This window comes from Parapedobacter composti (genome assembly GCF_900112315.1).
GTDB classification, from domain to species: domain Bacteria; phylum Bacteroidota; class Bacteroidia; order Sphingobacteriales; family Sphingobacteriaceae; genus Parapedobacter; species Parapedobacter composti.
The window spans coordinates 130,887-156,479 of the sequence record NZ_FOLL01000006.1 but is presented as its reverse complement, the minus strand read 5'-3'; the positions used below and the strand labels follow the sequence as shown (position 1 = coordinate 156,479).

The window sequence follows — 25,593 nt, the reverse complement described above, 5'->3', positions numbered from 1 at the left end:
CATCATGTCAGTCTGCCTTTTCCAGCAACCGCCATACGGCGGCCGCTACCGCACCGCCCAAAATGGGGGCCACAATAAACAACCACAACTGGCTAAGCGCCGCGCCTCCCGCCAGGACGGCCGGACCGAAACTACGGGCAGGGTTGACAGAAGTCCCCGTAATGGGAATGGCGACCAAATGGATGAGTACCAAGGTAAAGCCAATAGCTAACCCCGCCATAGTACTGTTGCCCCATTTGGAGGTTGTTCCGAATATGACGAACAAAAACAAAAAGGTAAGTACGGTCTCGGCAATGAATGCGGATTTCAGGCCATACTCGCTTTGATAACCTGTGCCCCATCCGTTTGAACCGTACGCCCATTCTCCAGCGGTGAAACCTGCCACCTGCCCACTGAGGATCTGCTGCAATGCAAACGCACCTAACAAGGCACCCGCCAGCTGAGCAAGGATGTAAACAACGGCACCGCCGGGGGAGATCTTGCCATTAATCAGCATTGCGATGGTGACCGCGGGGTTGATATGGCACCCGCTGACACCGCCGATGGCATACGCAAAAACTACCACCGCTAACCCAAATGCAAACGAAATACCCAAGACACCGAGGCCCGAAAGGCCGGCGATGGTGTCTGCCCCCGCCACTGCTGCTGCGCCGCAGCCAAAAAGCACCAAACCGAAGGTTCCTACCTATTCGGCTACAAATTTGGTTGATGTTTTGATTTCCATGATTGTTTATGATTGGTTTACCCAAATATAACACTGCCTTCGTTAAAACCAAAAGATTTAACCAAAAAAAACCCCGCTTCACAGCGGGGCCTTTCCATTTAACCAAACCTAACAAAATGAATTCACTGTAAATCCTTAAAGGATGCTACGTTATGATGTCTCAAAGGTAGGCAGGTTTTGTTACCGCTGGATTAAGTGTCAATTAACATATTGTCAAACTTCCGGACGGTGAAACGCGAAGCTCTGCTACCAGCTTATTATAATATCGTCTTGATGGGGCCAGGAAAACAGAAAAACCTTCTTTGAGGCTTCAGATTAATACCCTACTTTTGAAGCAAATGACGACCAATACACTTGATGCGACAGACCGGGCACTACTAAAATTGCTTCAGCGCGATGCCACATTGACCAACAAGGAATTGGCTTATAAACTGAACAAATCGCCCGCCACAATCCACGAGCGGGTACGGCGGCTGAAAGAACAGGGATACATCACCCGCATTGTGGCCATTGTAGACCGAAGGAAGATAGACAAAACGCTCATTGCCATTTCACACGTGTTGCTGAAAGAGCATACCGCTAAAACACTTGGCGAATTTGAACGCAGTGTTGCGCAGTTTGATGAGGTGATGGAGTGTTACCAGATGACGGGATCATTTGATTTCATCCTGAAAATCGCCACCAGCAATATGGAGGAGTACCACCTATTTTTACGGCATAAACTGGCCGTATTACCCAACATTGTTACGGTGCAGAGCTTTTTTATCCTTTCGGAAACCAAAAGTGAAACCGCATATCCGATTTAGGGGCCAAACACTAGCGCTTATTAGCGGTATAAATTAAGAAAGGGCGCTATCCGTATCCCGGCTCCAATTGCTGATCGATACGCCAGGAATTGCCAAGCACCTTGGTCAGGCGTGGCGTGCTCCACCCAATGAGGAACCTGAAACCCTGGTAGATTTATCCGGACTTTTTACTGACTTTTTACTGACTTTCTCCCCACTATCTCCCGCCGTATCTTTGGGACTGCTTTGCCCCTGCTTTGCTTTTTCTTTGGAATTTCGTGGACACGCCGTGGACCAGCCCAAAGCGGGCCGCGGGAGACGGGGGAATTTGGTCAGAAGAAAGGGGGTAGTTAAGGTGCTGTTCGTCCGGGATTACCGTGGGAGTGGCTGCGCCCCATGCCCGGCACTCATTAGCCGCAGCCTGGCCGAAAGAATAACCGACCGCAGGGTGACTTCCTTCAGGTTGTCTTCGATGAGCCCTTCGGGGTTTCACCTCGCGATGGACACCCTTGCCTTTGCTAACGGTTGGTCGCTACCTACCCCCGCAGCCGAACAGCACCAAGCCAAAGGTACCAACCATCTCGGCCACGAATTTAGTTGATGTTTTAATTTCCATGATTATATGATATTGGTTTATCCAAATGTAATTACTTTATTTTGAAAGTAGCAAGTTTCACACAAAAAAGCCCCGTTTCACAACGAGGCCTATTCCATTTAACCAAACCTAACAAAATGAATGCTGCTTTTTGTTGATACAAAGATATAGGGTCATTGTTACGTCGCAATTAATTACCAATTAATATATCATCAATTGTGTCCCACTGCATGATTTATCCAAGCGACAGCAAACGGAATGCCCTATCAGGGAAAAGCGACCAGTTTCAGCACTCGTCCAACGGCCTTCAGGGATGATAAGGTAATCATATTGCTCTATAGCCGGACGGATGACCTCTTCACGACCAAACGCAGTGCTTCAAGGGAGGATGGAAACCCTTGTGCTGGAACTGCCCGCGCTTTCAGCGGCCACGAGTTCCACGTATGGGCCTTTACCCGGCACCGTGAGGGCTATGAGGTTTCCACCATTCAGTGTGCCTGCACAGTGGTGCTCGGCTAGGTGCGCAAGATAGCGGAGAGCCTTCGGGCTCGCACTTCGATTTTCACAATGTTCATTTCAAATCTTGTTTATTTATGCGTACAACACCATTATCTCTCCGGCCAGCAGTGGGGCAAAAGTAGTACTAGGGCTGTAAAATGCCACGCATGACCACCACCGCGGCGGGCGCCTTACTGTTTGTCCATGCGGGGCCCATTGCTCCGACGACTGGACCCGACAGCTGCGGCCGTCGATATCGGCGCCACAAGCCTCGTACTGATCGCGGCAGTTGACACGGCAGCATTTATCGGCGTAAGTCGGTGGCTGCAGGGCTTATTGTGGCCGGTGCTGCGCGACTACTGCGACCTTTATTTTCCCAACAATTTCAAGTCTTTACTGCCATGGCAAAGAGTCCCATTTTACCTAATGGTTGTCTTTGGACTCCTTTATGCGTTTGTATGTTCACTGGCGGCAGTCTTTCAGGGATCGGTAAGGAAACCGGATCTACCGAGCAGCGCAGCAGACCGACCACTAATATCTGGCACGTTTCCACCATTGCGGGAGTGATTATCATGTTGTGACTGAGGTTGTCTCCGGTGCCCTCCAAAAAAAATAGAGGGATTGACGTTTAACAACAAAAGGCACGGCCTTTAGCAGACGTGCCTTTTGTTATACCTATCTGAAACCTTTGTTTAATATTGACCGATAGATGGTCTATCCATATATCATGGTATTCAAGTCGAAGAGCGGAGATCAGCTAAGTCTTTTCCTGATTGTCATTTGAACATACGGATTTTCGAGCACGTATCCCTGGATGTGCTATACAGATTTCAAAGCTAATATATATGCTCATAACGCGTAGCGCATTCACCTCGAATAGGCGCCCCTGTATGTAATCGAACATCAAATGTAGTTGGTGCAACTACTTTGTGTATAATTCGTTCTCTGGAATCGTCAAACGGATAATTGGGATCGATAATCTCGTAGTGGATCTCTATACCGATTTGCGGATACTTAGTAATATATGGAAAAGGGGTTCCAGCGTAAAGAGGCGGATATGCATATCGCCCGAACATAATCTGCACCTCATCGTTGTCGCGATATCTCCCAACATTTACTGGCGGAGTATGAACGGTATTAGCATCAAGCCCATTATTCCAAGCTGATGAGGCAAGTCCTAAAAACTCAAATGTATTATGTTGATTACCCAAGCCAATTTCCGAAACCTTATTGTTTATGAGATAAGCGTCAAATTTTGTTATGCGTATCTTTCCCACTAAATCTGGATTTTCATAAAAAGCATCAACGAATCTATCATATTTAAATTCTGAGGTGTAATTATGCAATCTAATTTCCCTCCATTGCATTGGATCACAAGGATAATGAAAGGCTCGTTCATATGCAAGTAACCCAATTCTATTTGGGGCACCGATCAAACCTGTTACATTTTTATATATAGGCCGGTACCGATGAGCGGTGAGCGAAGCATTAGGGTCTTGATGAAAATTAATATTGTATAGATTATTTGAAATAGTTGCTGTTCCCGTAGTATTAACAATACCCGAATACTGAATCACCGTTTGTGTCGCAGTTGCAGATTTCTTTCCACCTGAAAATGACTTAATTAGGCCTACAGCGCCCTTTACAACACCTATTGCCGCTCCTATTGTTCCTATTATCGAATTCGGCGCAACGGACGTCGCTGTAGCTCTATTTGGATTCAGCTTTTTGTCTAGATCATCGATAGCATCTACAAGCGTTTCTGTGGATCCGATATACTCATAACCTTTCTCGATAGCATTGTGAAAACCTGATGTCGAGCCAGAACCACCTACTGAAGATCGTGAGGTTAACGTTGAGAAATCCGTACCTAGATTTATCTCTGCTTGGTTAACACCATGAATTCTTAGTAATAATTCACTAAATTTTCGATCATATGTCATCACAAAATCGAAATTTAACCAAGCATCAGAAACGTTTCTTTTGGTAACCACAATTTGCTTGGTATTTGGATTTGTCTTGTTTTTTACGAACTCATTTGTAGGGGCAAAAAATGACAACGATGCGTTGTAATTAGTTGTGTTATTAAAACCCAACTCCGCTATGTAGTATGTTTTCGAAGGTTCTCCCTGATTACGAACTCTATAATTGTAAACAAAAAAACGCAACACCCCAGAATACTTATTATATAGCGCAAAAAAAGGCGTTTGTGCCGGCCGTTGAGGTGTTCCAAAATCTTTTAAATATAATACCCACCCAAGCTCAGGCCGGTAATCTTTATGTTCATTATTTACGGGATTACCAGAGGTAAACCATGGTAGCAGAGTTTCTACGCTTCTAACTGGCTGACCATTTTGTCTCTGCCCATAATATATTAGAGCTGTGGTAATATCGGGATCATAAAAACGCCAATTGACATTTAGATTAGGATCATTAGGATCAGTTATTGAAAGTGGGCTAACTGAAAAATCCAAGATTTCTTGATCAATTACCACCTGATCGTCTATTTTCTGACAAGAACCAATTAAAAGTATACTAAAAATCAAAGGTAAATGTAATTTGGTTTTCATAAGTATGTTTATTTTAAATTATTCAATTATAGTCACTTAACTTATAATTATCTTAAACCTACTGTTATCAATAGGTAAATTTCTGATAGAAACCGCTAACGAATACATCTTTTTCGATAGAGGAATCTTAATATTTAAGAAGCACTTTTGCCCGAGAAAAGCCGTCATTAGCATTAACAATTCGTGAATCATCACATCGGCGTTTTTCGACGGAAATCGCGAAAGCATGGGAACATGCTGCTTTGAACAGGTTTACGTTATTATTAGGAATTTTTTTTGGTTGTTAGTATTATTAGAGTAAATGCGGGCGTGCCGATGTTATTGAACAGAAGTTCAGCACCGTAGCGACTACATTGAAAGTCGGGTTAGGCAACATTTCTACCCGAGCCTCTCACAGAACCAGACGTGATACTGTATCCATACAACAAGGTAGTGTCCCGGCTTGTGACATGCCTTAACCACGTAATTGGGTGGTCTCGCGGTCGCGAACCACTTGAACTGGAGATTTGCTAATCTGCAAGTTTCTTATTACAATGGTTAATTCATTTTTAAGCGGCAATAGTGCCGTACATTAGTAGTAGTTTTTTGGCATGTTTCTGATTTTCCATCGTCATTATTTCTTTTTTATTGGCGATGGAGATTGCTTCAAGTGTGGGTTCACCCCAAAGGTTGAAAAAAGTCTGTCCATCAGTAAAGCGTTGCGGTTCATCGTCTTGTTGTCCGCCATGGAGAAAGCTCCTCGTTCTTCTATCGGGATACTCATCCGATGTGCCGCTTTGGCGACGTTGGTTGCCGTCAGGACCAGGCTGAAGTGGAAGTCCAGTTTTCTTTCGCTCCTTGTCTGGCAATTCTCCAGTCCGGCGAACTGTTTGGCGTCACGGTAGATGAACTCGATCTGGAAGCGTAGCCTGTAGTATCTTACGATAGTTGCGGCATCCATTTCCGTATCGGTTGAGAAGTACAGCTTGTGCGCCTTGCCGAAGGGTACCTTGACCACCTGGGCTTTCCGTTTGAGCGATACGGCATACACTACGGCCGTTGTGGCCTTGGTTCCGTCGGCCAGTCCCACATAACGGAAATAGCTAGCCTTGACGTCCCTTTGGCCGACCTTGCCATCGTACACCCGTGGCCTTCCGCCGCCGGGCTTGCGTGGCCCGGTGTAGAGATATTTCAGGTTGGTGTCATCGCGCATCCTTACCACGAACTGGAAATACGTCCCGCCCATTTTCGCCTCATATGCAGTTTCTGTCCGTCAGGCCGGTTTTTTGCCGCCGGCTTCCTTCAGATTTCACCTCGCGATGGACACCCTTGCCTTTGCTAACGGTTGGTCGCTACCTACCCCCGTAGTGGACTTGCACCACCAAGTTATCAATCATGCACGACGCACAAAAAAGAGACTGCCTCGACTTAATGAGACAGCCTCGTTTCTTTAGGTATTTAGTCCCTAAATTCTTGAATATCAACCTTAATCCAAACGAGCCCAGTTCCCTTGGGTCACCCAATTGTTAGACGCTTCGACAGCACCTTTGAAATTTCCGCCTTGGAACCAGCTGTCCAGCGTAGATGGGTTGATTGCACCCTCAGTTGAGGTACCCACATATCCGTTCATATAGGATGGCGTATCCTCGGCACTGGTTGTAATCGTAGTCCAGGGATTTGCAACTTCGGGAGCGAATTTGAACAGATTAGGCCCGTAAAGGTCTGTATTAGCAACTTTCAAATCGCCGGTAGGCAGGTTTGCAACTGTCAAATCGTGTTGCACGTCGATGCCATGGTTGAAACCATAGATGACAAAGTTGTGCAATTGACCGCCGGTACCTGCACGAAGCTTCAAACCGATCGTTTTGCCTTTGTCTGCTTCGGTTGCATTGTCAGGGTTGTCGTTGGTCATTGCTTCCCGCGACCCTACCAAGGTTACATTTGATAAAATCGGATTGGAAAGCGGACGCAACCCGTGGTTGTCTCCATTGTTATCTGCTTCAATGCCGCGGTCCGCAACGTCATCGCCCTGGATACCTACCCAGTACTGACCTTTTCCAGACCAGCCGAACGTATAGTCAAACAGGTCGTCCTGCGCACCGTTGACGAATGCATAGCGCAAATTGGCGGTTCCGCCGAAAAACTCGATGCCGTCGTCAGCACCCTTGTAAACTGCGAGATACTCCAGCGTCGTACCGGCACCAACACCTTCGAAAGTAAAACCGTTATGCTCGGCTTCCGCGCTCTGCTTCTTTCCGGTATATTCAACACGGACATACCTCAATGTACCAGAGTTGTCATTGGCGTTGGTACCACCGTACATAACGCCCTGTCCACCCATTTCGGATTGGTTTTCCCCGCCTTGGTTATTGATCGGCGCAGCACCGCAAACGATGATGCCGCCCCAGTCCTGTGGGGCCGGCGTTGCCGAATTGGATGTGAAGACAATAGGGCGGTCTGCCGTGCCTATTGCTTCGATTTTCGCCCCTCTCTCGATCAACAGATAGGCGGTGTTAGCGAAATCCGTTCTGCTGTTAGTAATTGCCCTTACGGTAACCCCCTCACCGATGGTCATCGTCGCACCGTCTTTTACGTGAACTCCGCCACGTAAAGTGTACGTGTTACCCGCACTCAAAGTAACATCTTCGGTAATATCGCCCACCAGTTCAGTATTATTAGGCAGTACGCCAGACAGACCGCCGTTGCCAACAGGATCCGGATCATCATCGCTGCACGCCGAAAACACAATCACCGCCGCCGCGAGAACACTCCATGTTAGTTTTCCAAATTTCATCTTTTTCATGATGTTTTGATTTAATTGAGTAAAAATTTATATATAATATTTATGTTTAATGTCCATCGGTTTAGAAGGTATAGCTCAACGTCGCGCCCACAGAAACACCGCGTTTCACGTTCATGTACTCCAGATCGCTTGTCGGGAACTCCTGATTATAGATGATGTCGGGATTCAAAATATTATTGATTGAAATATCGAATCCAATCTTATTCATAATGACGGTATTGATCGCTGCGTCCAACCTGTTGACAGGCATTTCGTAGATATCACCGGTACCCTGTGCGCCCGCAACAAACAAACGCTTGCCAAATACATGGTAGGTTCCCGTAATTTGCGTGTGGCTCCTCGAATTCCAATTGACGCGGTAGGTCAGGTCGGCGTTGACCAAATAGGGCGAAGCCCCGAACAGTGGTCGCTTAAAATTCGTCGGATAAAACGGAACACCTTTTCCGCTTAGCTTGTCTTCGTCAAACTCGACTTCCGAAAACAGGTAAGAACCGTTTAAGCCAATAGACGCGTTCCTTAAAGCGTCTAATTCCGATGCGAATAAAGAACCGAGATTTTTATTAACCTCAAGCTCAACCCCTGCTACGACTGCCCGATCCGAATTGACGTACGAAAACATCGGTTCAGCACTGTTCACCCGTACATATTCGATCGGGTCAATCAATCGCTTTCCGAATACTGACACGGAAATCAGTTCACCCGGATTCGGAAAGTAATCGTAACGCAAGTCAACGTTGTAAACATCACCGTTGGTCAGCGACGGGTTACCGATACGCTGTGCGGTTCCGGCAGATTCGTTATAGCGGAACGGTGCGGCCTCCATAAACAACGGTCGTGATATCGTTTTACTGGCCGCAAAAATGACGTTGGACTTAGCGGTCGGCATGTATTTCAAGGAAACCGCGGGGAGCAATTCGTTGCCCGTGATCGTATTGTTGCGATATGGTGCCTCAATAACATCGCGCTCCAACTTGTAGTCCGTGCTTTGTGAAGACGATTCAAAACGGACGCCTGCTACTAGATTCCACTTATCCGCCCACAGGAAATTGGCGTTGGCATACGGGGCATATACGTACATTTCAGAACGGTACCGATTTTGCTCATTTGGCACTTCCTTATACCGCCAGCTCGTGGCATCTCCGAAACCGAGCCGCTGCGGAGACAAGACCTCGTCAAGTTCATCCAACCTGAACAATGACCGGATGTTTTTGGCATCGGCATCAATCTGCCTCGCATCGAATCGCCGTTTTTTATACCGCCCGTCAACGCCAAAAGTCAATGACGTGAGGCCTATCTCACTATTCCTGAAACGCAGTTCCGCCGCCAACCGTGCGGAAGCATCATGATCATCCAAATCGGCAAAAAAGCGGTGTACGTCTGTGATACCGTTGGGGGAAAACTGGTATTGGTTGTTGTCCCTGGCTTCTACCATGGTCTGCGTGCGGTCAGGTATGCTCCCCACCGTTTTCGTGTAGCCGACCGCTCCATCCAATGAAAAACGTTCTGTTATCTGCTGCTTCGTGTTGAATTGGGTAGTGAAAAGCGTGTTCTGGATCAAGGTATTCCGTCGCCCGTAAACCTCGCCCAAATCCCAGTTGAGACCAAAATTATCCAGCACGCCGTCTCTGGAGTCGTTCACAAACAGTCCGGTCAGTCCGTATGTTGCCTTGGCATTGGGCTTGTAATACAAATTCAATAGGCCGGAGGTGTTCGTCTGGTAGAAATAGTCTTCGGTATCGTAATTGTAAATCGTTTCCTGCTGTGCATTGAACCACGCCGTGGAACCGGGCAGAAAAACATATTCATTTTTATTGGCTACTGTAAACAAATACCCAAATGTCCCGCCTCCGTCAAGGGATATCCGATCACCCCCCGAAAGCGATAGTCCTGCATTGACCGGCGCCTTATATTCATGGGGCACAAACGGTGTCTTGAATTGCGGATCCACATTGTCGTTGAAATACGAGTCATATACCGGGACACTCGCAGGCAGTGCCGGCATGGCACGGTCTGCCCGCGCAAACCCCAACCAGCTTGCAAAGCCGCGGTCTATACCCAGGAATTGCTTGCCCGTGGATATGGAATTGAAACCGGAAGAAACCGCCGCCCTGATAAAAGCTTTCTCGGGATAATCCTTCGTAACGATATCAATCGTGCCCCCGGAAAAATCACCGTAGTAAGCACTGTTGTAAGATTTCAGGACTTCGATGTTCTTGACGATGGACGTCGGGAAAATATCCAACGGTATCAACTTCAGGTCGGGGTTCGTAGAGGGGATCGGCAACCCGTTCAACGTAGCATTATTATAGCGATCGCCCAAACCGCGGACAAAGAGCGACTTGTTGCCGACCATTGCCACGCCCACCACCTTGGCAATACCCTCACCGACATTACCGATGCCCTTACGGCTCAACTCCTGCGAGCCTACCTTCTGGATGACCATGGTCGAACGTTTGCGGTCCGCAAGCAATGCGATATTGCTTTCCTTATTCACGGTCGCCGAAATCACCACCTCTTCCATCAATTCTCCCGCAGGCTCCAGGGCAACCTCTAAATCTGTAATTTTAGATGGGAAAACAACTACGTCATCGATACGTAACTCCTGATAGCCAATGTACGTTATAGCCACCACATAAGTACCTACGCCGACATTTCTTAACTCGAAAACTCCGTTGCTGGCGGTAGCCGTCCCGATGCTCGTGCCGACCAACGATACGCTGGCACCTTCTATGGGCAGTCGGTTTTCGGCGTCGATAATCTTCCCTTGTATAATTCCCTGCTGAACCTGAGCTTTATTTTCAAAGGGAAACAATAAAAACCAAATAAGTAGAGTTAAAGTAGTAGTATTCGCTTTTTGCATGGTCTGAATAAATTCCATGCAATAATCCTAACTTAACATTACCTAACAGTTAACACAACATGAATGAATATTTATATTTACGTTAAGAAAATGTTACGCGGTTACAAAACTCATTAATACAGAACCCGATATGACACGCAAGCTAAACTAAAATCTCTTGCACATCGTATCGTGGCAAATCGAATGCGTCAGCAACGCCTTGATAAACCACCTTTCCTTCTACGATATTAAGGCCTTTTCTCAATGTGTCGTCATTGGTGCAGGCGGCTTTCCAACCCTCATTAGCAATCTTGATGACATAAGGAAGGGTCGAGTTGGTCAATGCCAACGTGGAGGTAAAGGGCACTGCTCCGGGCATGTTGGCTACACAATAGTGCAGCACGTCGTCAATGATATAGGTGGGGTTTTCATGGGTGGTAGGCACACAGGTCTCCACGCACCCTCCTTGGTCTACGGCAACGTCCACGATAACCGTGCCGGGCCGCATGGTCTTGAGCATATCGCGCGTAACCAGGTTAGGTGCCTTCGCGCCCGGTATCAGCACCGCACCAATGATAAGGTCGTGCGTCTGTACCATTTTACGGATGGTGTACTGACTGGAATACTGTGTAACCACGTGCGGCGGCAAGATGTCATTTACATACCTCAACCGATCGGTGTTGGTATCCAGAATAGTGACATGCGCTCCAAGTCCGGATGCCATCTTTGCCGCCTGCACCCCCACAATGCCCGCACCCAGGATCAATACCCGGCCGGGAGGCACCCCGGGGACACCTCCGAGCAGCACTCCCCGGCCTTTGACAGGCTTCTCCAAATAACGGGCGCCCTGCTGAACGGCCATCCGCCCGGCTACCTCAGACATCGGTTTTAATAACGGCAGTGAACCATCCGGCTTTTCTACCGTCTCATACGCTATACACACCGCTCCGCGCCCTATCATGGCTTCAGTGAGCGTGCTGCTCGATGCAAAATGGAAATAAGTAAATATCACCTGCCCCGGCCGGGCCAAACGCAACTCACCGTCGATGGGCTCCTTTACTTTGACAACCATGTCCGCCTGTCGCCAAATATCATGGGGATCGGTGATAATTTCAGCGCCGGCATTTTCATATTCTGCATCGGAAATCCCGCTTCCCTTCCCTGCGCCTTGTTCCACCAAGACGTGATGCCCATTCTGCTTCAATTCAAATACCCCTGAGGCAGTCAAAGCCACACGACTTTCATTATTTTTGATTTCTTTAGGGATTCCGATAACCATTTTAATACATATTGAATAAATCTACACAAAAATAGATAAAAATGAACCTGAATTTTTATAAAAAGTAAAAAATACAAATAATTAATAACACATAAATTAAAAATTTAATATAAATAATCAATAACCACCAAAAATATACAGCATTACAACACAAAAATACACCATAAAACCATTCATCAGCGCAAACCCAAACAAACCCGAAACCTCCGACACCTCGTAGGCATCGCCGCGTATACCCCCTGGGGTTAACAATAAAGTTGCATGAGGGTGACGAGTATTTGGACGGAATATCTTAAACTTGCGGAACCTAATAGTTTAGCAATGCAGGATAACAACACAGAAAAAGTTATCAGCCTGAACGGTGTTACGTACCGGTACCGAGGCGGCGAATCGCTACATTTCGCGGACTTAGAAATACCGGTGGGGCGCCACACGCTGATATTGGGCGATTCCGGAAGCGGCAAAACAACGCTGCTGCATATCCTCAGCGGTCTGCTCAAACCGGATACCGGAAATGTGACCATCGACGGTCAACTATTATACGACCTGGCGCCACGGCAGCTGGATGAGTTCCGCGGGCGGCGTATTGGCTTGATCTTCCAGGAGGCGCATCTCGTAAAGAGCCTCACCGTGAAAGAAAATTTACAGATTGCACAGGGTTTTGCTGGCGCCAAGGTGGATAACAGCAGAATTCACGAAGTGCTAACGCTGCTTAACCTCGACCATAAAGCTAATAGCTACCCTAATAAACTAAGCCGCGGACAGATGCAACGGGCGGCAATAGCACGCGCCGTGGTGAACCGACCGGCTATCTTGGTGGCCGACGAGCCCACCGCATCGCTGGACGACCGCAATACCGCAAGTGTACTGGAACTGTTACTCAATCAAGCGGAAACCAGCGGGGCCACATTAATTATCGCCACACATGATAAACGGGTGAAAACACGGATAGCACATGCTTATGAACTAGGAGGGCATCTATCATGAATCTCTTGCAAATTGCCTGGAAAAACATCCGCCAGAATCAGGCAACCTCGATTTTAGGAGTACTGCTTACGGCTTTCGGCACGGGCATCTTATGCGTGCTGCTGCTTACTTCCCACCAATTGGAAGAGCAGCTGGACAACAACAGCCGGGGAATAGACCTGGTAGTGGGTGCCAAAGGCAGTCCAATCCAGCTTATCTTAAGCAGTGTCTACCACATGGACAACCCCACGGGCAACATTAGCTTAGCCGAAGCCAACAAGCTGACCGCAAATCCGATGGTTAAACTGGCCGTGCCGCTGTCGCTGGGCGACAATTATCGCGGCCACCGCATCGTCGGCACCGATAGCTCATTCCTGCAGTTATACGGATTGGAACTGGCTGAAGGCCGACTGTGGCAAGGCGATTTCGAAGCGGTTGTAGGCGCTGAGGTGGTTCGCCGGCACGGACTGCGCATTGGGGATAAGATCTATGGCGCACATGGCCTGAGCAGTGGGGGCCACACGCACGATGAGCATCCGTATACCGTTACGGGTATTCTGGGCACGAAACATCCTATCGCCGACAGGCTCATACTGACCAACCTGGCCAGCGTATGGCGCATGCATGGCGACCACGCCGACACGGATGCAGAAGCACATGATCATGGCCATCATCATGACGCCGACGACCAGCACGACGTCGTGGGCGTGGAGGAACATGAACATCACCATGGTGAAACACATGAACACACCACCACCGACCACCCAACACCGACCACCGATCACCCAACACCGACCACCGATCACCGATCACCCAACACCGATCACCGATCACCGACCACCGACCACCAATTGGTCAAAAGCATCATGGGCGACATCGGCTCGGGCGAACGCGAAATTACCAGTCTGCTGATCCAATATCGGAATCCCGCAGCCATTGGCATGTTCCCTCGACTGGTTAACCAGAACACCGCCCTGCAAGCCGCATCTCCGGCCATCGAGAGTGCACGGCTATTTTCGCTCCTGGGCATCGGCATAGACTCTCTGCAGGTGCTCGCTTATGTCATTATGCTGATGGCTGCGCTCAGTATTTTCATCAGCCTTTACAATGCGTTGAAAAACCGGAAATACGACCTGGCCATTATGCGCACACTGGGTGCCTCACAGGGAAAACTGTTCGGCATAGTGATTGCCGAAGGAATATTGCTTACCTTTGTAGGCGCGGTGTTCGGAATTATCATTGGCCATATTGCCCTTTACGCCATCAGCAGCAGCACAACAGGCAATGCCACGTTACTGAATGCGATGACACTGCTCCCACAGGAAGCGTGGCTGGTAGCCATAGGTGTGGGCATCGGCTTTGTGGCGGCGGCTCTCCCTGCCATTAAAGCCTACCGGACACCGATATCACAGACATTGTCAGGAAATTAACATAACAAAAATGATTAAGTATATTAAACGGTTAGCATTGGTGGCATTGATAATAACGGGCATCCAGGTGGCGTACGCACAGGATAACCCGTTTGGCGAGATACCGGATCATACCCCCATGATGAACGAGACATGGGAAACCATCAATAAGTTGATGTATAAAGTAACGCACAAAGACAATCAAACCATATACACCCCCCATTTCCCGGATGAACTGAAGGCCATCAACAATAAAACGGTTACCCTTCCGGGGTATTTGGTTCCGTTAAACGGCGGACGGGATCATGAAACGTTCATGCTGTCTGTATTGCCTATTATGCAGTGCATGTTCTGCGGCCAGGGCGACATCCCGCCCATGGTGGAAATATTTATGAAAAAAGGCAAAAAAGTGCGCTTTACGGAAGAACCAATCAAGATAAAGGGCCGGGTACGCCTCAATCACAACACGCAGGAGGGCAACTCTGAAATCCAAATCCTGGACGCCGAACTCATTCAGTAACGGCGGTTCCGGATAGCCGCTTCGAGGCAGGCCACCAGTGCGGCGGTTTCCGTACGCAAACGGCTCGCGCCGAACGTAACGGGAAAGAATCCGGCACGCTGCGCGGCGTCGACTTCGGCACCGCTGAAATCACCTTCCGGCCCGACAAGTACGGTATAACGACCTGCGGGCTCAATGATTTCGCTGAGATATTGCTTGTCGCCATCCCCGCAATGGGCGATGAACCGCTGCCCTTCCGTCCGCTGATCAAGAAACGATCCGAAGCCAAGCGGTTCATTCATCCGAGGAATATAAGCTTTCAACGATTGTTTCATGGCCGCGGCCATGATCTTATTCAGCCGCTCTACTTTTACTTCTTTCCGTTCCGAACGTTCACAAATGATGGGAGTAATCTCATCTATCCCCACTTCGGTGGCTTTTTCAAGGAACCACTCTATCCGCTCGATTTGTTTGGTGGGCGCAATAGCAACATGCAGGTAATAAGGCCGCGTACCGTATCGGGTTTCTACGCGGAGTATTTCCAATACGGATCGCTTCGGGTGAGCGTCAACGATAACCGCCGTGTACAGTCCTCCCCTGCCATCCACCAGCTGAACCTGCTGTCCCGCTTCCATGCGTAGTACGCGTACGGCGTGCCGGCTCTCCTCTTCGCTCAGCACAAAGGACTTAAGATGCGGTGCTATATCCGGTGTATAGAACAGTTGCAAGACTTTGGGTTTATGCGGTTTCTTCGCCTTCCGGCTTTCTCACGAGCTCCAGCTTCACAAACTCGATATTCTGCTGCGTTTTCTTCATGATAATGAAATTGTATCCGTGATACGCTTTGCGTTCGCCCACATCCGGTATCTTGTCAAACAAATCACTCACTAAGCCTGAAATCGTGTCATAGTCGTTGCTCTCCGGCAACTCCACCGGCAGCAGCTCATTGACATCATGCACATTAGCACTGGCATCTACCATATACTCAGTGTCTGATATCTTTTCTACGACCGGAATTTCTTCATCATACTCATCCTGGATTTCGCCCACCAGCTCTTCTACAATATCTTCCAAGGTGACCATTCCCGCCGTACCGCCAAATTCATCAAGCACAATAGCGATCTGAATGCGTTTCTGCTGGAATTCAGCCATTAGATCGTTTATCTTCTTGGTTTCAGGAATGAAGTAAGGCTTCCGAATGATATTTTTCAGCACCAATTCCTTCCCTTTTGCAATGATAGGCAAGATATCTTTGGTGTGCACGATGCCGATAATCTGGTCGATATTGTCGTCGTAAATTGGAATCCGCGAATAGCCGTCCTTTGTAATGCGTTCAATAAATGCATCGACGGGGCAATTCATTTCGATAGCGGATATCTTGTTGCGGGGTACCATGATGTTTTTGACTATCCGCTCGTTGAAATCGAACACATTCTTGATAAGTTCATGCTCCGCCATGTTAAGTGCGCCGCTTTCTCGCCCCTGATCAAGCAGGTATTGCAGTTCTTCAGATGAATGGTGGGCTTCACCTACGTTGGTTTCAAAACCCATTAGCCGAAGGAGGAGGTTAGCGAACCCGTTCAATACCCATATAATGGGCTTAAACACAACATAAAAAAAGCGAAGCGGCAATGCAATATTCATCGTGGTGGCTACAGGGCGCTGAATAGCAATTGACTTGGGCGCAAGTTCGCCGAATACGATATGCAATACGGTGATGATGCTGAAAGCCAGCACAAAGCCCAGATTTCTGGCGAGTGTGCCGGTCAGTTCAACATTGAACCAACCGAATATGGTGGCTACAATATCGGTCATCACTGCTTCGCCTACCCAGCCCAAACCAAGCGACGATATTGTAATACCCAGTTGTGTTGCAGCGAGGTAACCGTCCAGGTGACCCGTGATGTGCTTTGCCACCTGCGCTACCTGACTGCCGGTTTTTATCTTGATCTCGATTTGCGAAGCCCTTACTTTTACGATCGCAAATTCGGCAGCTACGAAAAAGCCGTTTGCAAAAACGAGAAATAATGTCCAGAAAATCTCCCAGCCCATTAAGTTATTTTTTGGTTAGCAAATTCCCGTTGGTACAGTTCGATGCTGTCCTGTATAATCTGGTAGGCATACGAACGACCAAAAAGGCGTTCTATGGTAACGTTCTTCCGCTCCAACGCCTTGTAATCCTGAAAGAAACGGACAATCTCCTTCATGGTATGCGGAGGTAATTCAGACAGATCGTTGATATAATTGACAGACATGTCATTCTTTGCCACCGCAATAATTTTATCGTCTTGCTCTCCATTATCAATCATGTGCATCACGCCGATGACTTTGGCTTCGATGATACTCATCGGATACACGTCAACTGAGCAAAGCACCAAGATATCCAGCGGATCCTTATCATCACAATAGGTCTTCGGGATGAAACCATAGTTTGCAGGGTACATCACCGACGAAAACAACACGCGGTCAAGTTTTATCAAACCGCTCTGCTTGTCGATTTCATACTTCGCTTTAGAACCTTTGGGAATTTCGATGATGGCATTAACCGACGAGGGAACGTCGTCGCCCGGAGATACTTCATGCCAGGGGTGTGATATACTCATTATGGATAGAACTATTTTTTGGTATGTTAATCTTCTATATTGGCCTTTTTTCTGTTCAAACGCATTTTCCGCCGTATCAATGCAATCAGTATCGGCATAAATGAAATGACCACAAACCCGATAATGATATATTCGATATAATGGATAATCTGCGGAAATTCACGCCCTAAAAAAAAACCCGACAATGTCAGCAGCAAAACCCAGATGGCGGCACCTGATACGTTATACAACACAAACTTCCGGAAATTCAGCCGCACCACTCCTGCCAATATCGGCGCAAAAGTACGGATTATCGGCACAAAACGACCGATGATTAACGCGGGGCCGCCGTATTTATGATAAAACTCTTCGGCCATAACCACGTAACGCCGCTTAAATAGCCATGTTTCCTTGCGCTTAAATAACATCGGCCCGGTGCGCCAGCCAAACCAGTATCCTGTAAAATTACCGAGTACACCCGCCGTAAAAAGCCCCACGCAGAGTGTCGTAATGTCTACATTCAGCAATCCGGACGCACAGAACAGCCCTGCTAAAAAAAGCAGGTAATCTCCTGGCAGAAAAAAACCGAAGAAGAGTCCCGTTTCCGCAAACACGATGAATAACACCAAATAGAAGCCGCCCGACTTAATCAATGCTTCGGCATCTAGTAATTGCGAAAACGACTCCCAAAACTCTTGCATAAGTATCAATTACAAAAATACGAATATAAAATGAATCGCACAGCGTCTATTCCCCCGGGAAATGAAACGCCGGAGCGCGGCGGATGGGAACGCAAAGATTATGTCTTATTGGTAATTGCCAAAATTGAATTTTTAATTGCTTCTGCACTTTCGGCAAATTCTTCAGCACTGAGTTTCAGCTTTGGCCGATTGAAGTTGATGTCATCAACATTATTGATAGGTATCAGGTGAATATGGGCATGGGCGACTTCCAGCCCTACAACGGCTACCCCTATCCGTTCGCAGGGGTATACATTTTTTATGCCCTGGGCAACGATTTTGGCAAACATCCAAAGCCCCATGTATTCATCGTCTTTGATATCAAAGAGGTAATCTGTCTCCCGTTTCGGGATGACCAATACATGGCCTTTGGCCAGCGGGTTGATATCCAGAAAAGCGAGGTAATCGTTACTCTCGGCCACTTTATAGGCCGGAATCTCACCGGCGACAATTTTTGAAAATATGGTAGGCATGTGTCTTCTGCAACTTGTTTACATGCAAATGTAGCCAAAATCTACCGGTCTTGCAATCGGTTAATTGCGGCGGCCCGGGTGCAAGTGATAGCGGCCGTCCGAAAAAAAAACGGCTGTTGAAGAACAGCCGCTCAGCATGATGTTTTGGTATGTGCGGTTATGGCAGACCCGCACATAACCGTCACTTTCGCGTTACCTGGTGATATCCAGGATTTCAAGTTCAACTTCGCCGGCCGGAACCTGGATCTGGGCCCTGTCACCTACGGATTTGCCCAACAGCCCCTGGGCGATTGGCGACTTGACCGATATCTTGCCCGCTTTAAGGTCGGCTTCCGTCTCAGACACCAATTGGTAGGTCATTACGGCACCGTTTTTCACATTCTTCAGCTTGACGATGGAAAGGGCCAACACTTTTGATGTATCCAACGCGGACTCATCGATTAAACGTGCGCTCGCCAAGGTACTTTCCAGCTTGGCAATTTTAGCTTCATGCAATCCCTGGGCTTCCTTTGCGGCATCGTACTCGGCGTTTTCAGACAAATCGCCTTTGTCACGTGCCTCGGCAATGGCCTTGGCTATTTTAGCCCGGCCTTCCGTTTTGAGATACTGCAATTCCTCCTTGAGTTTCTCCAATCCCTCTTTGCTGTAATACGTTACTTCTGCCATAATACATATAAATTTATTAAAAAAATAAGTCAAAAAAAGAAGCAAGACCATATCGTCCTTAGCGATATGGCCTTGCTCGTTTGGACGAAGATAAGATAATCTTTTGGAATAAGCAAATAAAGAACGTGAATAATCAGGGATTATCCACAAACTTATACCCCATTCCCCTGACCGTCTGCAAATAAGCTGGCTTATCGGCATTTTGTTCTATTTTCTTTCGCAGACGCACGATATGCATATCCAAGGTGCGGGTGTTTACATTGGAGCTGTAGCCCCACACCACTTGCATAAGCTCTTCTCTGCTGATTACGCGGCCCACATGTTGCAGGAAGTAGAGCAAAATACGATTTTCCAAAATTGTAAGTTCAATTTTCTTTCCATCGCGCACCAGGGAATGGATATTGGGATGGTGTTCGGTATGGCCAAACGTATAGACATCGGCGCTATGGCTGTTCACGAAGTATTTCACCTTATTTTCAATCATGGCCACTAACACATCCATACTGAATGGTTTGGTAATGTAGTCGGACACCCCGAAGCTGTACGCATCTATTTTATCGATATCCTGTGATTTGGCGGTCATCATGATAATCAGATTAGTGAATCCGGCATTGCGCAGGTTGGCGCAGATTTCAGACCCTTGTTTGCCGGGAAGCATCCAGTCCAATAACACGATATCTGGCTTCTGCTCCAGTATGAGCGCTTCCGCTTCATCACCGTTTCCAGCCTGAATAACCTGGTAATTTTCGGATTCAAGCCGGTGCACTACCAGAAAACGCAAATTCTCGTCATCTTCAATGACGGCTATTTTGATATTTTTATACATCTCGATACGATTTATCAGTCGTTCTTCTAACGGTCAGTCCTGAGGAAAGACAATGCTGATTGTCGTTCCCTGCCCAAGTTCACTGTCTACAGTTATGTTCCCGCCCATAAAATTGACCAGTTCTTTGCAGAATGCTAAGCCCAATCCAACACTTCCCTGCTGGTTATACTGGTTCTGTACGCGGTAGAACTTTTTAAATATATGGGGTAGTTCCTTTTTCGCGATACCGATCCCCTTATCCATGAAGCTTATGGCTACCTGCTTCTTCCCCTGTGCTACCCTGATATCCAAGACCTTCCTGTCCGGTTTTGAATATTTGTAGGCATTGTCAATCAAATTCTGAAAGATGCTGCCCAGCAATACCGGATCAGTATATAAGGTCCTGTCGGCGTCCACCATACACCGGATATCCAAATCTGAATATTTAATCCGGGAAGCCGCCATTATCTTATCACAAAATTCGTGCAAATCGACTTCTTCACGCTTTATTTTTATCGATTTATTTTCAATCTGCGTAAAAGAAAGCAGCGTATTCATCAGATTATTAAGTTTATCCGCTTCCTCGTCCAATATCTTTCCGTAATGCATGCGCTCCCTGTCAGACAGTTGTTTGGCATTATAGATGTTATTGCCGGCGATTTTGATAACACTAACCGGAGTTTTGAACTCATGCGTCAGGTTATTAATGAAATCGTACTGCAACTTGAACATCCGTTTATTGATATATAGATTACGGTAAATCAGGTATGCGATGACAGCCAGCAACAGATAAATCGCGATAACCCCCGCCATCACCGGCAAAAACCGCCTGTTAATTTCCGATTGCAGGAACGTCCGACTTGAACTAAAATATATCTTATAATCTGACAACGCACCGGGTAGCGGGGTCTCGGTAGTCAATAAGTCTGGGTCCGTATCAATCGACTCATATACGAGGGGTTGTATTTGGATATGTTGGTACAGTTCGGGCACCGTATTTTCTAACGGAAGCTTATTCGGGTTGATGAAATAGGTGATGATATCCTGTTCATACCCGGCGCGGTGTATATGCTGTCCGTACATCAGTTCCTTATAAATCTTGAGGTCGTCTCGGCGGGGAATGTTCATATAAGAAATCTTGCCGGGAGTCACTGAATAAAACACCTTGAAAATATCGTCATCGCGCAGGGCTTTGGTAGTATCCACACGCTCAATGAAGGCCGCGAATTTTACGGCCATATTGTTAAAGTCGTCTGACAGCGAAAGGGGTAGTTGCCCATTAGGGGCGCCTATCTGCGCGACACTGTCGCTGCCCTGAACACTGAACTGATACACACCTTTGGGATATACCATCAGGTTGTTGGCAGAAAAGCCATAATCTATGGTATTATCGTTGCTCAGAGCTACATCATAAAAAACAATACGTTCTACAAAAGGGTAGTATTGGAAAACACTATCCGCGTAGACCGCTACTCCGGCCGAATCGAGATATCCTTGGTAAAACGAGACTTCCGGTATGCGGTTATGGAAAAAATCGTTGAAAGGCCCTATATTATGTTCCAAGACCTCGACCTTGCGCGATGCGAATTCATTTTCTACATACTTGACCGTCATATTCCGGGCAAGAACCATAGCCAGCACAAAAGAGGCTCCCGCCACCACGATAAAAGCGCATATCAAGACATAGTTTACGCGGTAAGTATGGCGTTGATGGGTCATTTCAAATGGCTGTCGAAGAAGGCTCCCAATTCCCTGTAAAATTGGATTCTGTTGTCCTCATTCCGGAAGTACCGCCCCTCCTCCTCGCGGAGGATATAAGTAATGGGAACTTTGCGCTTTTTGAGTTTCTGGACAAATTGGTTGGTTTCATTCACTGCGCTCCACCTATCTTTCCCCCCTTGGGCGATGAATACGGGTATCTCGATGCGATCGGCGTGGAACACCGGCGACATCGCTCTGATCAGATCTGGCTCGGTCTCGGGGTTACCCACGATCTCGTAATACATTTGCAAGTACGGCTTGAAATGGGGAGGGATTTCCTTCAGATAGGTAAACAGGTTGGTAAATCCGGAGTGCGATGCTGCACAGGCATACAGGTCTGAATTAAAGCACGCGCCATGCAATGCGGAGTATCCGCCGAACCCAGCACCATAAATGCCGATGCGTGCCGGATCGGCGATTCCTTCGCGAATAAGCCAGTGCACACCGTCAGTGATATCATCTTGTATCTTACCTCCCCATTCCTTGAAACCCGCCGACCAGAAGTCTTTGCCGTACCCCTTGGAACCCCGGTAATTGGTTTGGAACACTGCAAAGCCGCGGTTGGCGAAAAACTGCACCTCTGGATAGAAACCCCATTTATTCCGATCTCCCGGACCGCCATGCGGAAACACAATTACGGGCACCTTCTTCTCCCGCGATCGGGGTGGCATCGTTAAGTAGGCTTGGATTTGGCGCCCGTCGCGCGACAGGTAGGTCACCGGCTTCATTTCGGCCAAGATATGGCCTTTCAAAGCCGGTTTATTATCAGCCAGTTTCACCAGTTGATCACTGTTGATGTCATAATAATAGATAGCGCCGGGATTTTTATCGGTAAACGAGCGGACAATGAAACGCCTGCGGGCGGTATCGCTATCCAAAATACTGACTTCATATCCGTCTAACTTCCGTCCGATGACTTCATATACCTGCCGTGTCTGCTCGTTCAAAAAGTGCCGTTGCTGTTTCCAGGTCGCATAAGTAGCATAAGACATTTCACCCCTGTCGCTCGAGTAGCCGCCGTGCTCGACATCGACGTCCGGATGGCTGAATATCAGTCTTACCTCCCGGCCGGTCTCCATATCGATTTCTACCAACGCCATTTTATCACGGTTGATATTGGAAAGCGCATAGATGTGGCTGCGATTAACACGAGAAAAACCCAAAGGTTTGATCGAATTCCTGAAACTATTGCTTACTATGGGGCGGAATGGTTCATCTTCGCTATTCCGATACAACATGGTTTCCCTTGCACTGTCACTGGCTAACGCCAGCCTCAATTTGCCCTCAAGATCGGCATACCAACGGATAATATTGCCGGGGTTTCTGGCTACCAGTTCCTTTTTGCAGGCATCCGTTCGGAGCCGGTAAACGTCAAAGACGGACGAGTCGCGCTCATTCAATGAGATCAAGAAGCTGTGATTAATCACTCTGGCGGGTGGAATCCATCGTAACTTTACGGTAGCCGGCGCCATTAGGTGCCGTACAGCAGACGACGCGCGGTTTACGGCATATACCTGCACACTGTCGTTATGCCTGTCTTTCGTGAAAATCAACTCCTCATTGTCGGCCCAGAAAAAAGACTGGATATCGAGGCTGGACTCCGATGTGATACGCTGTTCGCGATAACCTTCGTCAGGGTATATGATGTAAAGGTTTCTGCACCCTTTATACAACCCCAGATAAGCGATATATTTCCCATCAGGCGATAGCTGGAAATTGGTCTGTTCCGATTCGGAAAAGAAGTTTTCCACGGGTATAATACGCCGCTCATCGTTGCCACAGCCAGAAAGCTGGCCTATGACAATCGCCATCAATATCCAAAGCGCTACACTGCGTACCATATAGTTATGCCCCTCTCCTGTGTCCAAAGGTGGAAAATTTTAACGTAAAAGCCGATTATGCAACCTTAATTTTACATGTCACTAAAACAGCGGACGGCCCATAAGGTCTCGTCAGTTTACGGCAGATTGTTTATCTTCGCGCCATGTATCTATATAACGTCACCGTCATTGCAGAAAACGGCGTTGAGGCCGCAGTGAAGCAGCACATCCAGATGCAGCTTGCCACACAACGCAATGACGAAACGCCTGCCCGGTTGTTGGAAATGCTTGATTCGCCCCATGAGGGCACCACGTATTGCATCCAGTTGGTTACCCAAGACAGGCCGGAGATAACGGCTTTTCAGAAACATCACCTAACAGCTATCCAAGCCTTAACTGACACATATCCGGGCAAGGTATTATTTTTTGACAGCATTATGAAATACCTTAACGACTAACGGCATGAATTTCGTACCCACACCCATACCCGGCCTGGTCGTTATCGAACCACAGATCTGGAAAGACGAACGCGGCTTTTTCATCGAAACTTATAACGAAAAACCTTTCAGTACACATGGCATCTCCGGCTTTGTTCAGGACAACCTGTCTTACTCCCACCGAGGGGTGCTACGTGGCATGCATGCACAAGCGGGAGACAACGCGCAGGGCAAGCTTGTACGGGTATTGCGGGGCCGTGTGTTCGATGTAGCGGTGGATATCCGGAAATCATCGAGCACCTATGGCAAACACTTTTCCATCATACTTGATGGCGAAAACGCCAAATCGCTATGGATACCCCCAGGCTTTTTGCACGGATTCCTGGCGCTGGAAGACGATACGCTGTTTGCTTATAAGGTAACGGGGTTTTATGACAAAAGTGGTGAACTGGGAGTGCGCTGGGACGACCCCGAACTGGCAATCGAGTGGCCACTGCGCCACGATGAATTTATCATTTCCGCAAAAGACAGACAACTGCCGCTGTTAAAGGAAATAAGCAACCCTTTCTGAGAATGGGCGCGGGGCATTCAGCCTTTTAAGCCAGCATCATCCAGTTCATCCTCATATTTGGGATCATATTTCACCTTGGGTGTCAGGTAATGCAGTAGGATTAGCCGTGAATACCGGAAGTTGAAGGGGGCAAAGATTAAAATGGCGGCCATCAGCACGGCAAGATACACCCAGGGCGATTCACTCCTGGTAAACTGATAGGTCAGCAAGCCGGCAATGACTACCTGAGCAACGGACATCGCATAACTTACGTACATCGCGGCGTAGAAATAGCCGGGCTCTATTTCAAAACGAAAGCCACAGTGCGGACACACATCATTCATGCGTTGCTTTGTCAATCCATAAGTATTTCCCACGAACATTTTCCCTATCCGGCATTTCGGACACCTGGAAGTGAGCACCGCTTTTGTTCTGGAAGTATGTACAGCAGCCATAGAAAAGGAAAATGCCTTACGGAAGGCTAATTCAATACAATCGGATCATTATCGACGTTGACCGTCTTCTTGCCGCGGAACCGTTTGTACCAGAGTATCCCGATTCCCAGTGCGGCCGCGTAGGGAATGGCCAGCAAAAACAGAATACCCTTATTCAGCCCCTTCCCCTGTGTGTTGCCGTGATTCGTAGCATTCTCTGCAGTGAGCGAACACATGGAACACTGCGCAGAGGCGCTATCGGGCATGGCCATGAGCAATAGCATAGCCATACTTATCGCTGCCAAAAACTGCTTCATCGTATTCATGACACAAAAATAACGAAAAAGCTTAGCTTTCACGAATATATTATGTTTTACGC

At 47.7% G+C, this 25,593-nt stretch carries 24 protein-coding genes and 1 pseudogene; 8 read left to right on the top strand and 17 right to left on the bottom strand.

Features of this window, described 5'->3' with window-relative positions; translation table 11 throughout:
* Window positions 1-7 precede the first annotated feature (7 nt).
* Window positions 8-673, bottom strand: a pseudogene (locus BM030_RS08765) (aquaporin); the annotation flags it as partial.
* A 389-nt stretch (window positions 674-1,062) separates the two neighbouring features.
* Between BM030_RS08765 and BM030_RS08760 the strand changes: the two are divergent.
* The 3 genes from BM030_RS08760 (at window position 1,063) to BM030_RS08750 (ending at window position 2,623) form a co-directional block, all read left to right on the top strand.
* Window positions 1,063-1,530, top strand: coding sequence for an Lrp/AsnC family transcriptional regulator (locus tag BM030_RS08760; RefSeq protein WP_090973213.1), 468 nt, complete (start codon window positions 1,063-1,065; stop codon window positions 1,528-1,530).
* A 67-nt stretch (window positions 1,531-1,597) separates the two neighbouring features.
* Complete coding sequence (locus BM030_RS19850; RefSeq protein WP_170845676.1) at window positions 1,598-2,110, top strand: hypothetical protein; 513 nt, start codon at window positions 1,598-1,600, stop codon at window positions 2,108-2,110.
* A 252-nt stretch (window positions 2,111-2,362) separates the two neighbouring features.
* Window positions 2,363-2,623 carry a hypothetical protein gene (locus BM030_RS08750; RefSeq protein ID WP_090973211.1) on the top strand — a complete coding sequence of 87 codons (261 nt, stop codon included), beginning with the start codon at window positions 2,363-2,365 and terminating at the stop codon, window positions 2,621-2,623.
* An 815-nt stretch (window positions 2,624-3,438) separates the two neighbouring features.
* Here BM030_RS08750 and BM030_RS08740 read toward each other — a convergent pair.
* The 5 genes from BM030_RS08740 to ald form a co-directional block, all read right to left on the bottom strand.
* Window positions 3,439-5,172 (bottom strand): hypothetical protein, encoded by a 1,734-nt coding sequence (locus BM030_RS08740; RefSeq protein WP_090973209.1) that lies wholly within the window; start codon window positions 5,170-5,172, stop codon window positions 3,439-3,441.
* 613 nt (window positions 5,173-5,785) lie between these two features.
* On the bottom strand, window positions 5,786-6,397 hold the full coding sequence (locus tag BM030_RS08735; RefSeq protein WP_090973208.1) for a transposase: 612 nt from the start codon (window positions 6,395-6,397) through the stop codon (window positions 5,786-5,788).
* A gap of 240 nt (window positions 6,398-6,637) precedes the next feature.
* Window positions 6,638-7,954 (bottom strand): hypothetical protein, encoded by a 1,317-nt coding sequence (locus tag BM030_RS08730; RefSeq protein WP_090973207.1) that lies wholly within the window; start codon window positions 7,952-7,954, stop codon window positions 6,638-6,640.
* A gap of 61 nt (window positions 7,955-8,015) precedes the next feature.
* The gene (locus BM030_RS08725) at window positions 8,016-10,832 is read right to left on the bottom strand and encodes a TonB-dependent receptor (RefSeq protein WP_090973206.1); all 2,817 of its coding nucleotides are present in this window, start codon (window positions 10,830-10,832) and stop codon (window positions 8,016-8,018) included.
* Between the two features lie 124 nt (window positions 10,833-10,956).
* Window positions 10,957-12,072, bottom strand: coding sequence for an alanine dehydrogenase (gene ald / locus BM030_RS08720; protein WP_090973205.1), 1,116 nt, complete (start codon window positions 12,070-12,072; stop codon window positions 10,957-10,959).
* A 321-nt stretch (window positions 12,073-12,393) separates the two neighbouring features.
* Here ald and BM030_RS08715 point away from each other — a divergent pair, with 321 nt between their 5' ends.
* From BM030_RS08715 to BM030_RS08705, 3 genes are read left to right on the top strand one after another with little or no spacing between them, the layout of a single operon-like run.
* The gene (locus BM030_RS08715; RefSeq protein ID WP_090973204.1) at window positions 12,394-13,059 is read left to right on the top strand and encodes an ABC transporter ATP-binding protein; all 666 of its coding nucleotides are present in this window, start codon (window positions 12,394-12,396) and stop codon (window positions 13,057-13,059) included.
* Window positions 13,056-14,468: an ABC transporter permease gene (locus tag BM030_RS08710; protein WP_090973203.1), complete on the top strand. Its 1,413-nt coding sequence runs from the start codon at window positions 13,056-13,058 to the stop codon at window positions 14,466-14,468. Before BM030_RS08715 ends, BM030_RS08710 begins: the two co-directional genes overlap by 4 nt.
* Window positions 14,469-14,478: 10 nt before the next feature.
* The gene (locus BM030_RS08705; protein WP_090973202.1) at window positions 14,479-14,967 is read left to right on the top strand and encodes a DUF3299 domain-containing protein; all 489 of its coding nucleotides are present in this window, start codon (window positions 14,479-14,481) and stop codon (window positions 14,965-14,967) included.
* Here BM030_RS08705 and BM030_RS08700 read toward each other — a convergent pair.
* The 9 genes from BM030_RS08700 to BM030_RS08660 all read right to left on the bottom strand — a co-directional run bounded on the left by BM030_RS08700 (window position 14,961) and on the right by BM030_RS08660 (window position 23,814).
* The gene (locus BM030_RS08700) at window positions 14,961-15,674 is read right to left on the bottom strand and encodes a 16S rRNA (uracil(1498)-N(3))-methyltransferase (protein WP_090973201.1); all 714 of its coding nucleotides are present in this window, start codon (window positions 15,672-15,674) and stop codon (window positions 14,961-14,963) included. The two genes, BM030_RS08705 and BM030_RS08700, sit on opposite strands and share 7 nt — an antisense overlap.
* Window positions 15,675-15,684: 10 nt before the next feature.
* Entirely contained in the window at window positions 15,685-16,998 is a 1,314-nt protein-coding gene (locus BM030_RS08695) for a hemolysin family protein (RefSeq protein ID WP_090973200.1), read from the bottom strand.
* Window positions 16,998-17,549: an inorganic diphosphatase gene (locus BM030_RS08690; protein WP_090973199.1), complete on the bottom strand. Its 552-nt coding sequence runs from the start codon at window positions 17,547-17,549 to the stop codon at window positions 16,998-17,000. The genes BM030_RS08695 and BM030_RS08690 overlap by 1 nt, the downstream gene beginning before the upstream one ends.
* A 26-nt stretch (window positions 17,550-17,575) precedes the next feature.
* Window positions 17,576-18,229 carry a DedA family protein gene (locus BM030_RS08685; RefSeq protein ID WP_090973198.1) on the bottom strand — a complete coding sequence of 218 codons (654 nt, stop codon included), beginning with the start codon at window positions 18,227-18,229 and terminating at the stop codon, window positions 17,576-17,578.
* Window positions 18,230-18,327: 98 nt separating this feature from the next.
* Window positions 18,328-18,741 carry an HIT family protein gene (locus tag BM030_RS08680; protein ID WP_090973197.1) on the bottom strand — a complete coding sequence of 138 codons (414 nt, stop codon included), beginning with the start codon at window positions 18,739-18,741 and terminating at the stop codon, window positions 18,328-18,330.
* A gap of 192 nt (window positions 18,742-18,933) precedes the next feature.
* Entirely contained in the window at window positions 18,934-19,407 is a 474-nt protein-coding gene (gene greA / locus BM030_RS08675) for a transcription elongation factor GreA (protein ID WP_090973262.1), read from the bottom strand.
* Between the two features lie 133 nt (window positions 19,408-19,540).
* Window positions 19,541-20,233 (bottom strand): winged helix-turn-helix domain-containing protein, encoded by a 693-nt coding sequence (locus BM030_RS08670; protein WP_090973196.1) that lies wholly within the window; start codon window positions 20,231-20,233, stop codon window positions 19,541-19,543.
* 33 nt (window positions 20,234-20,266) lie between these two features.
* On the bottom strand, window positions 20,267-21,931 hold the full coding sequence (locus BM030_RS08665) for a sensor histidine kinase (RefSeq protein WP_090973195.1): 1,665 nt from the start codon (window positions 21,929-21,931) through the stop codon (window positions 20,267-20,269).
* Window positions 21,928-23,814, bottom strand: coding sequence for a S9 family peptidase (locus BM030_RS08660; RefSeq protein WP_090973194.1), 1,887 nt, complete (start codon window positions 23,812-23,814; stop codon window positions 21,928-21,930). Before BM030_RS08660 ends, BM030_RS08665 begins: the two co-directional genes overlap by 4 nt.
* 143 nt (window positions 23,815-23,957) lie before the next feature.
* On the opposite strand from BM030_RS08660, the gene BM030_RS08655 reads away from it, so the two are divergent.
* Entirely contained in the window at window positions 23,958-24,251 is a 294-nt protein-coding gene (locus BM030_RS08655; RefSeq protein WP_090973193.1) for a DUF4286 family protein, read from the top strand.
* A gap of 4 nt (window positions 24,252-24,255) precedes the next feature.
* Window positions 24,256-24,801, top strand: coding sequence for a dTDP-4-dehydrorhamnose 3,5-epimerase (gene rfbC / locus BM030_RS08650; RefSeq protein WP_090973192.1), 546 nt, complete (start codon window positions 24,256-24,258; stop codon window positions 24,799-24,801).
* 17 nt (window positions 24,802-24,818) lie between these two features.
* Here rfbC and BM030_RS08645 read toward each other — a convergent pair whose 3' ends face one another.
* On the bottom strand, window positions 24,819-25,139 hold the full coding sequence (locus BM030_RS08645; RefSeq protein WP_317615105.1) for a DUF983 domain-containing protein: 321 nt from the start codon (window positions 25,137-25,139) through the stop codon (window positions 24,819-24,821).
* 122 nt (window positions 25,140-25,261) lie between these two features.
* Entirely contained in the window at window positions 25,262-25,540 is a 279-nt protein-coding gene (locus tag BM030_RS08640) for a hypothetical protein (protein WP_090973190.1), read from the bottom strand.
* Window positions 25,541-25,593: the final 53 nt, after the last annotated feature.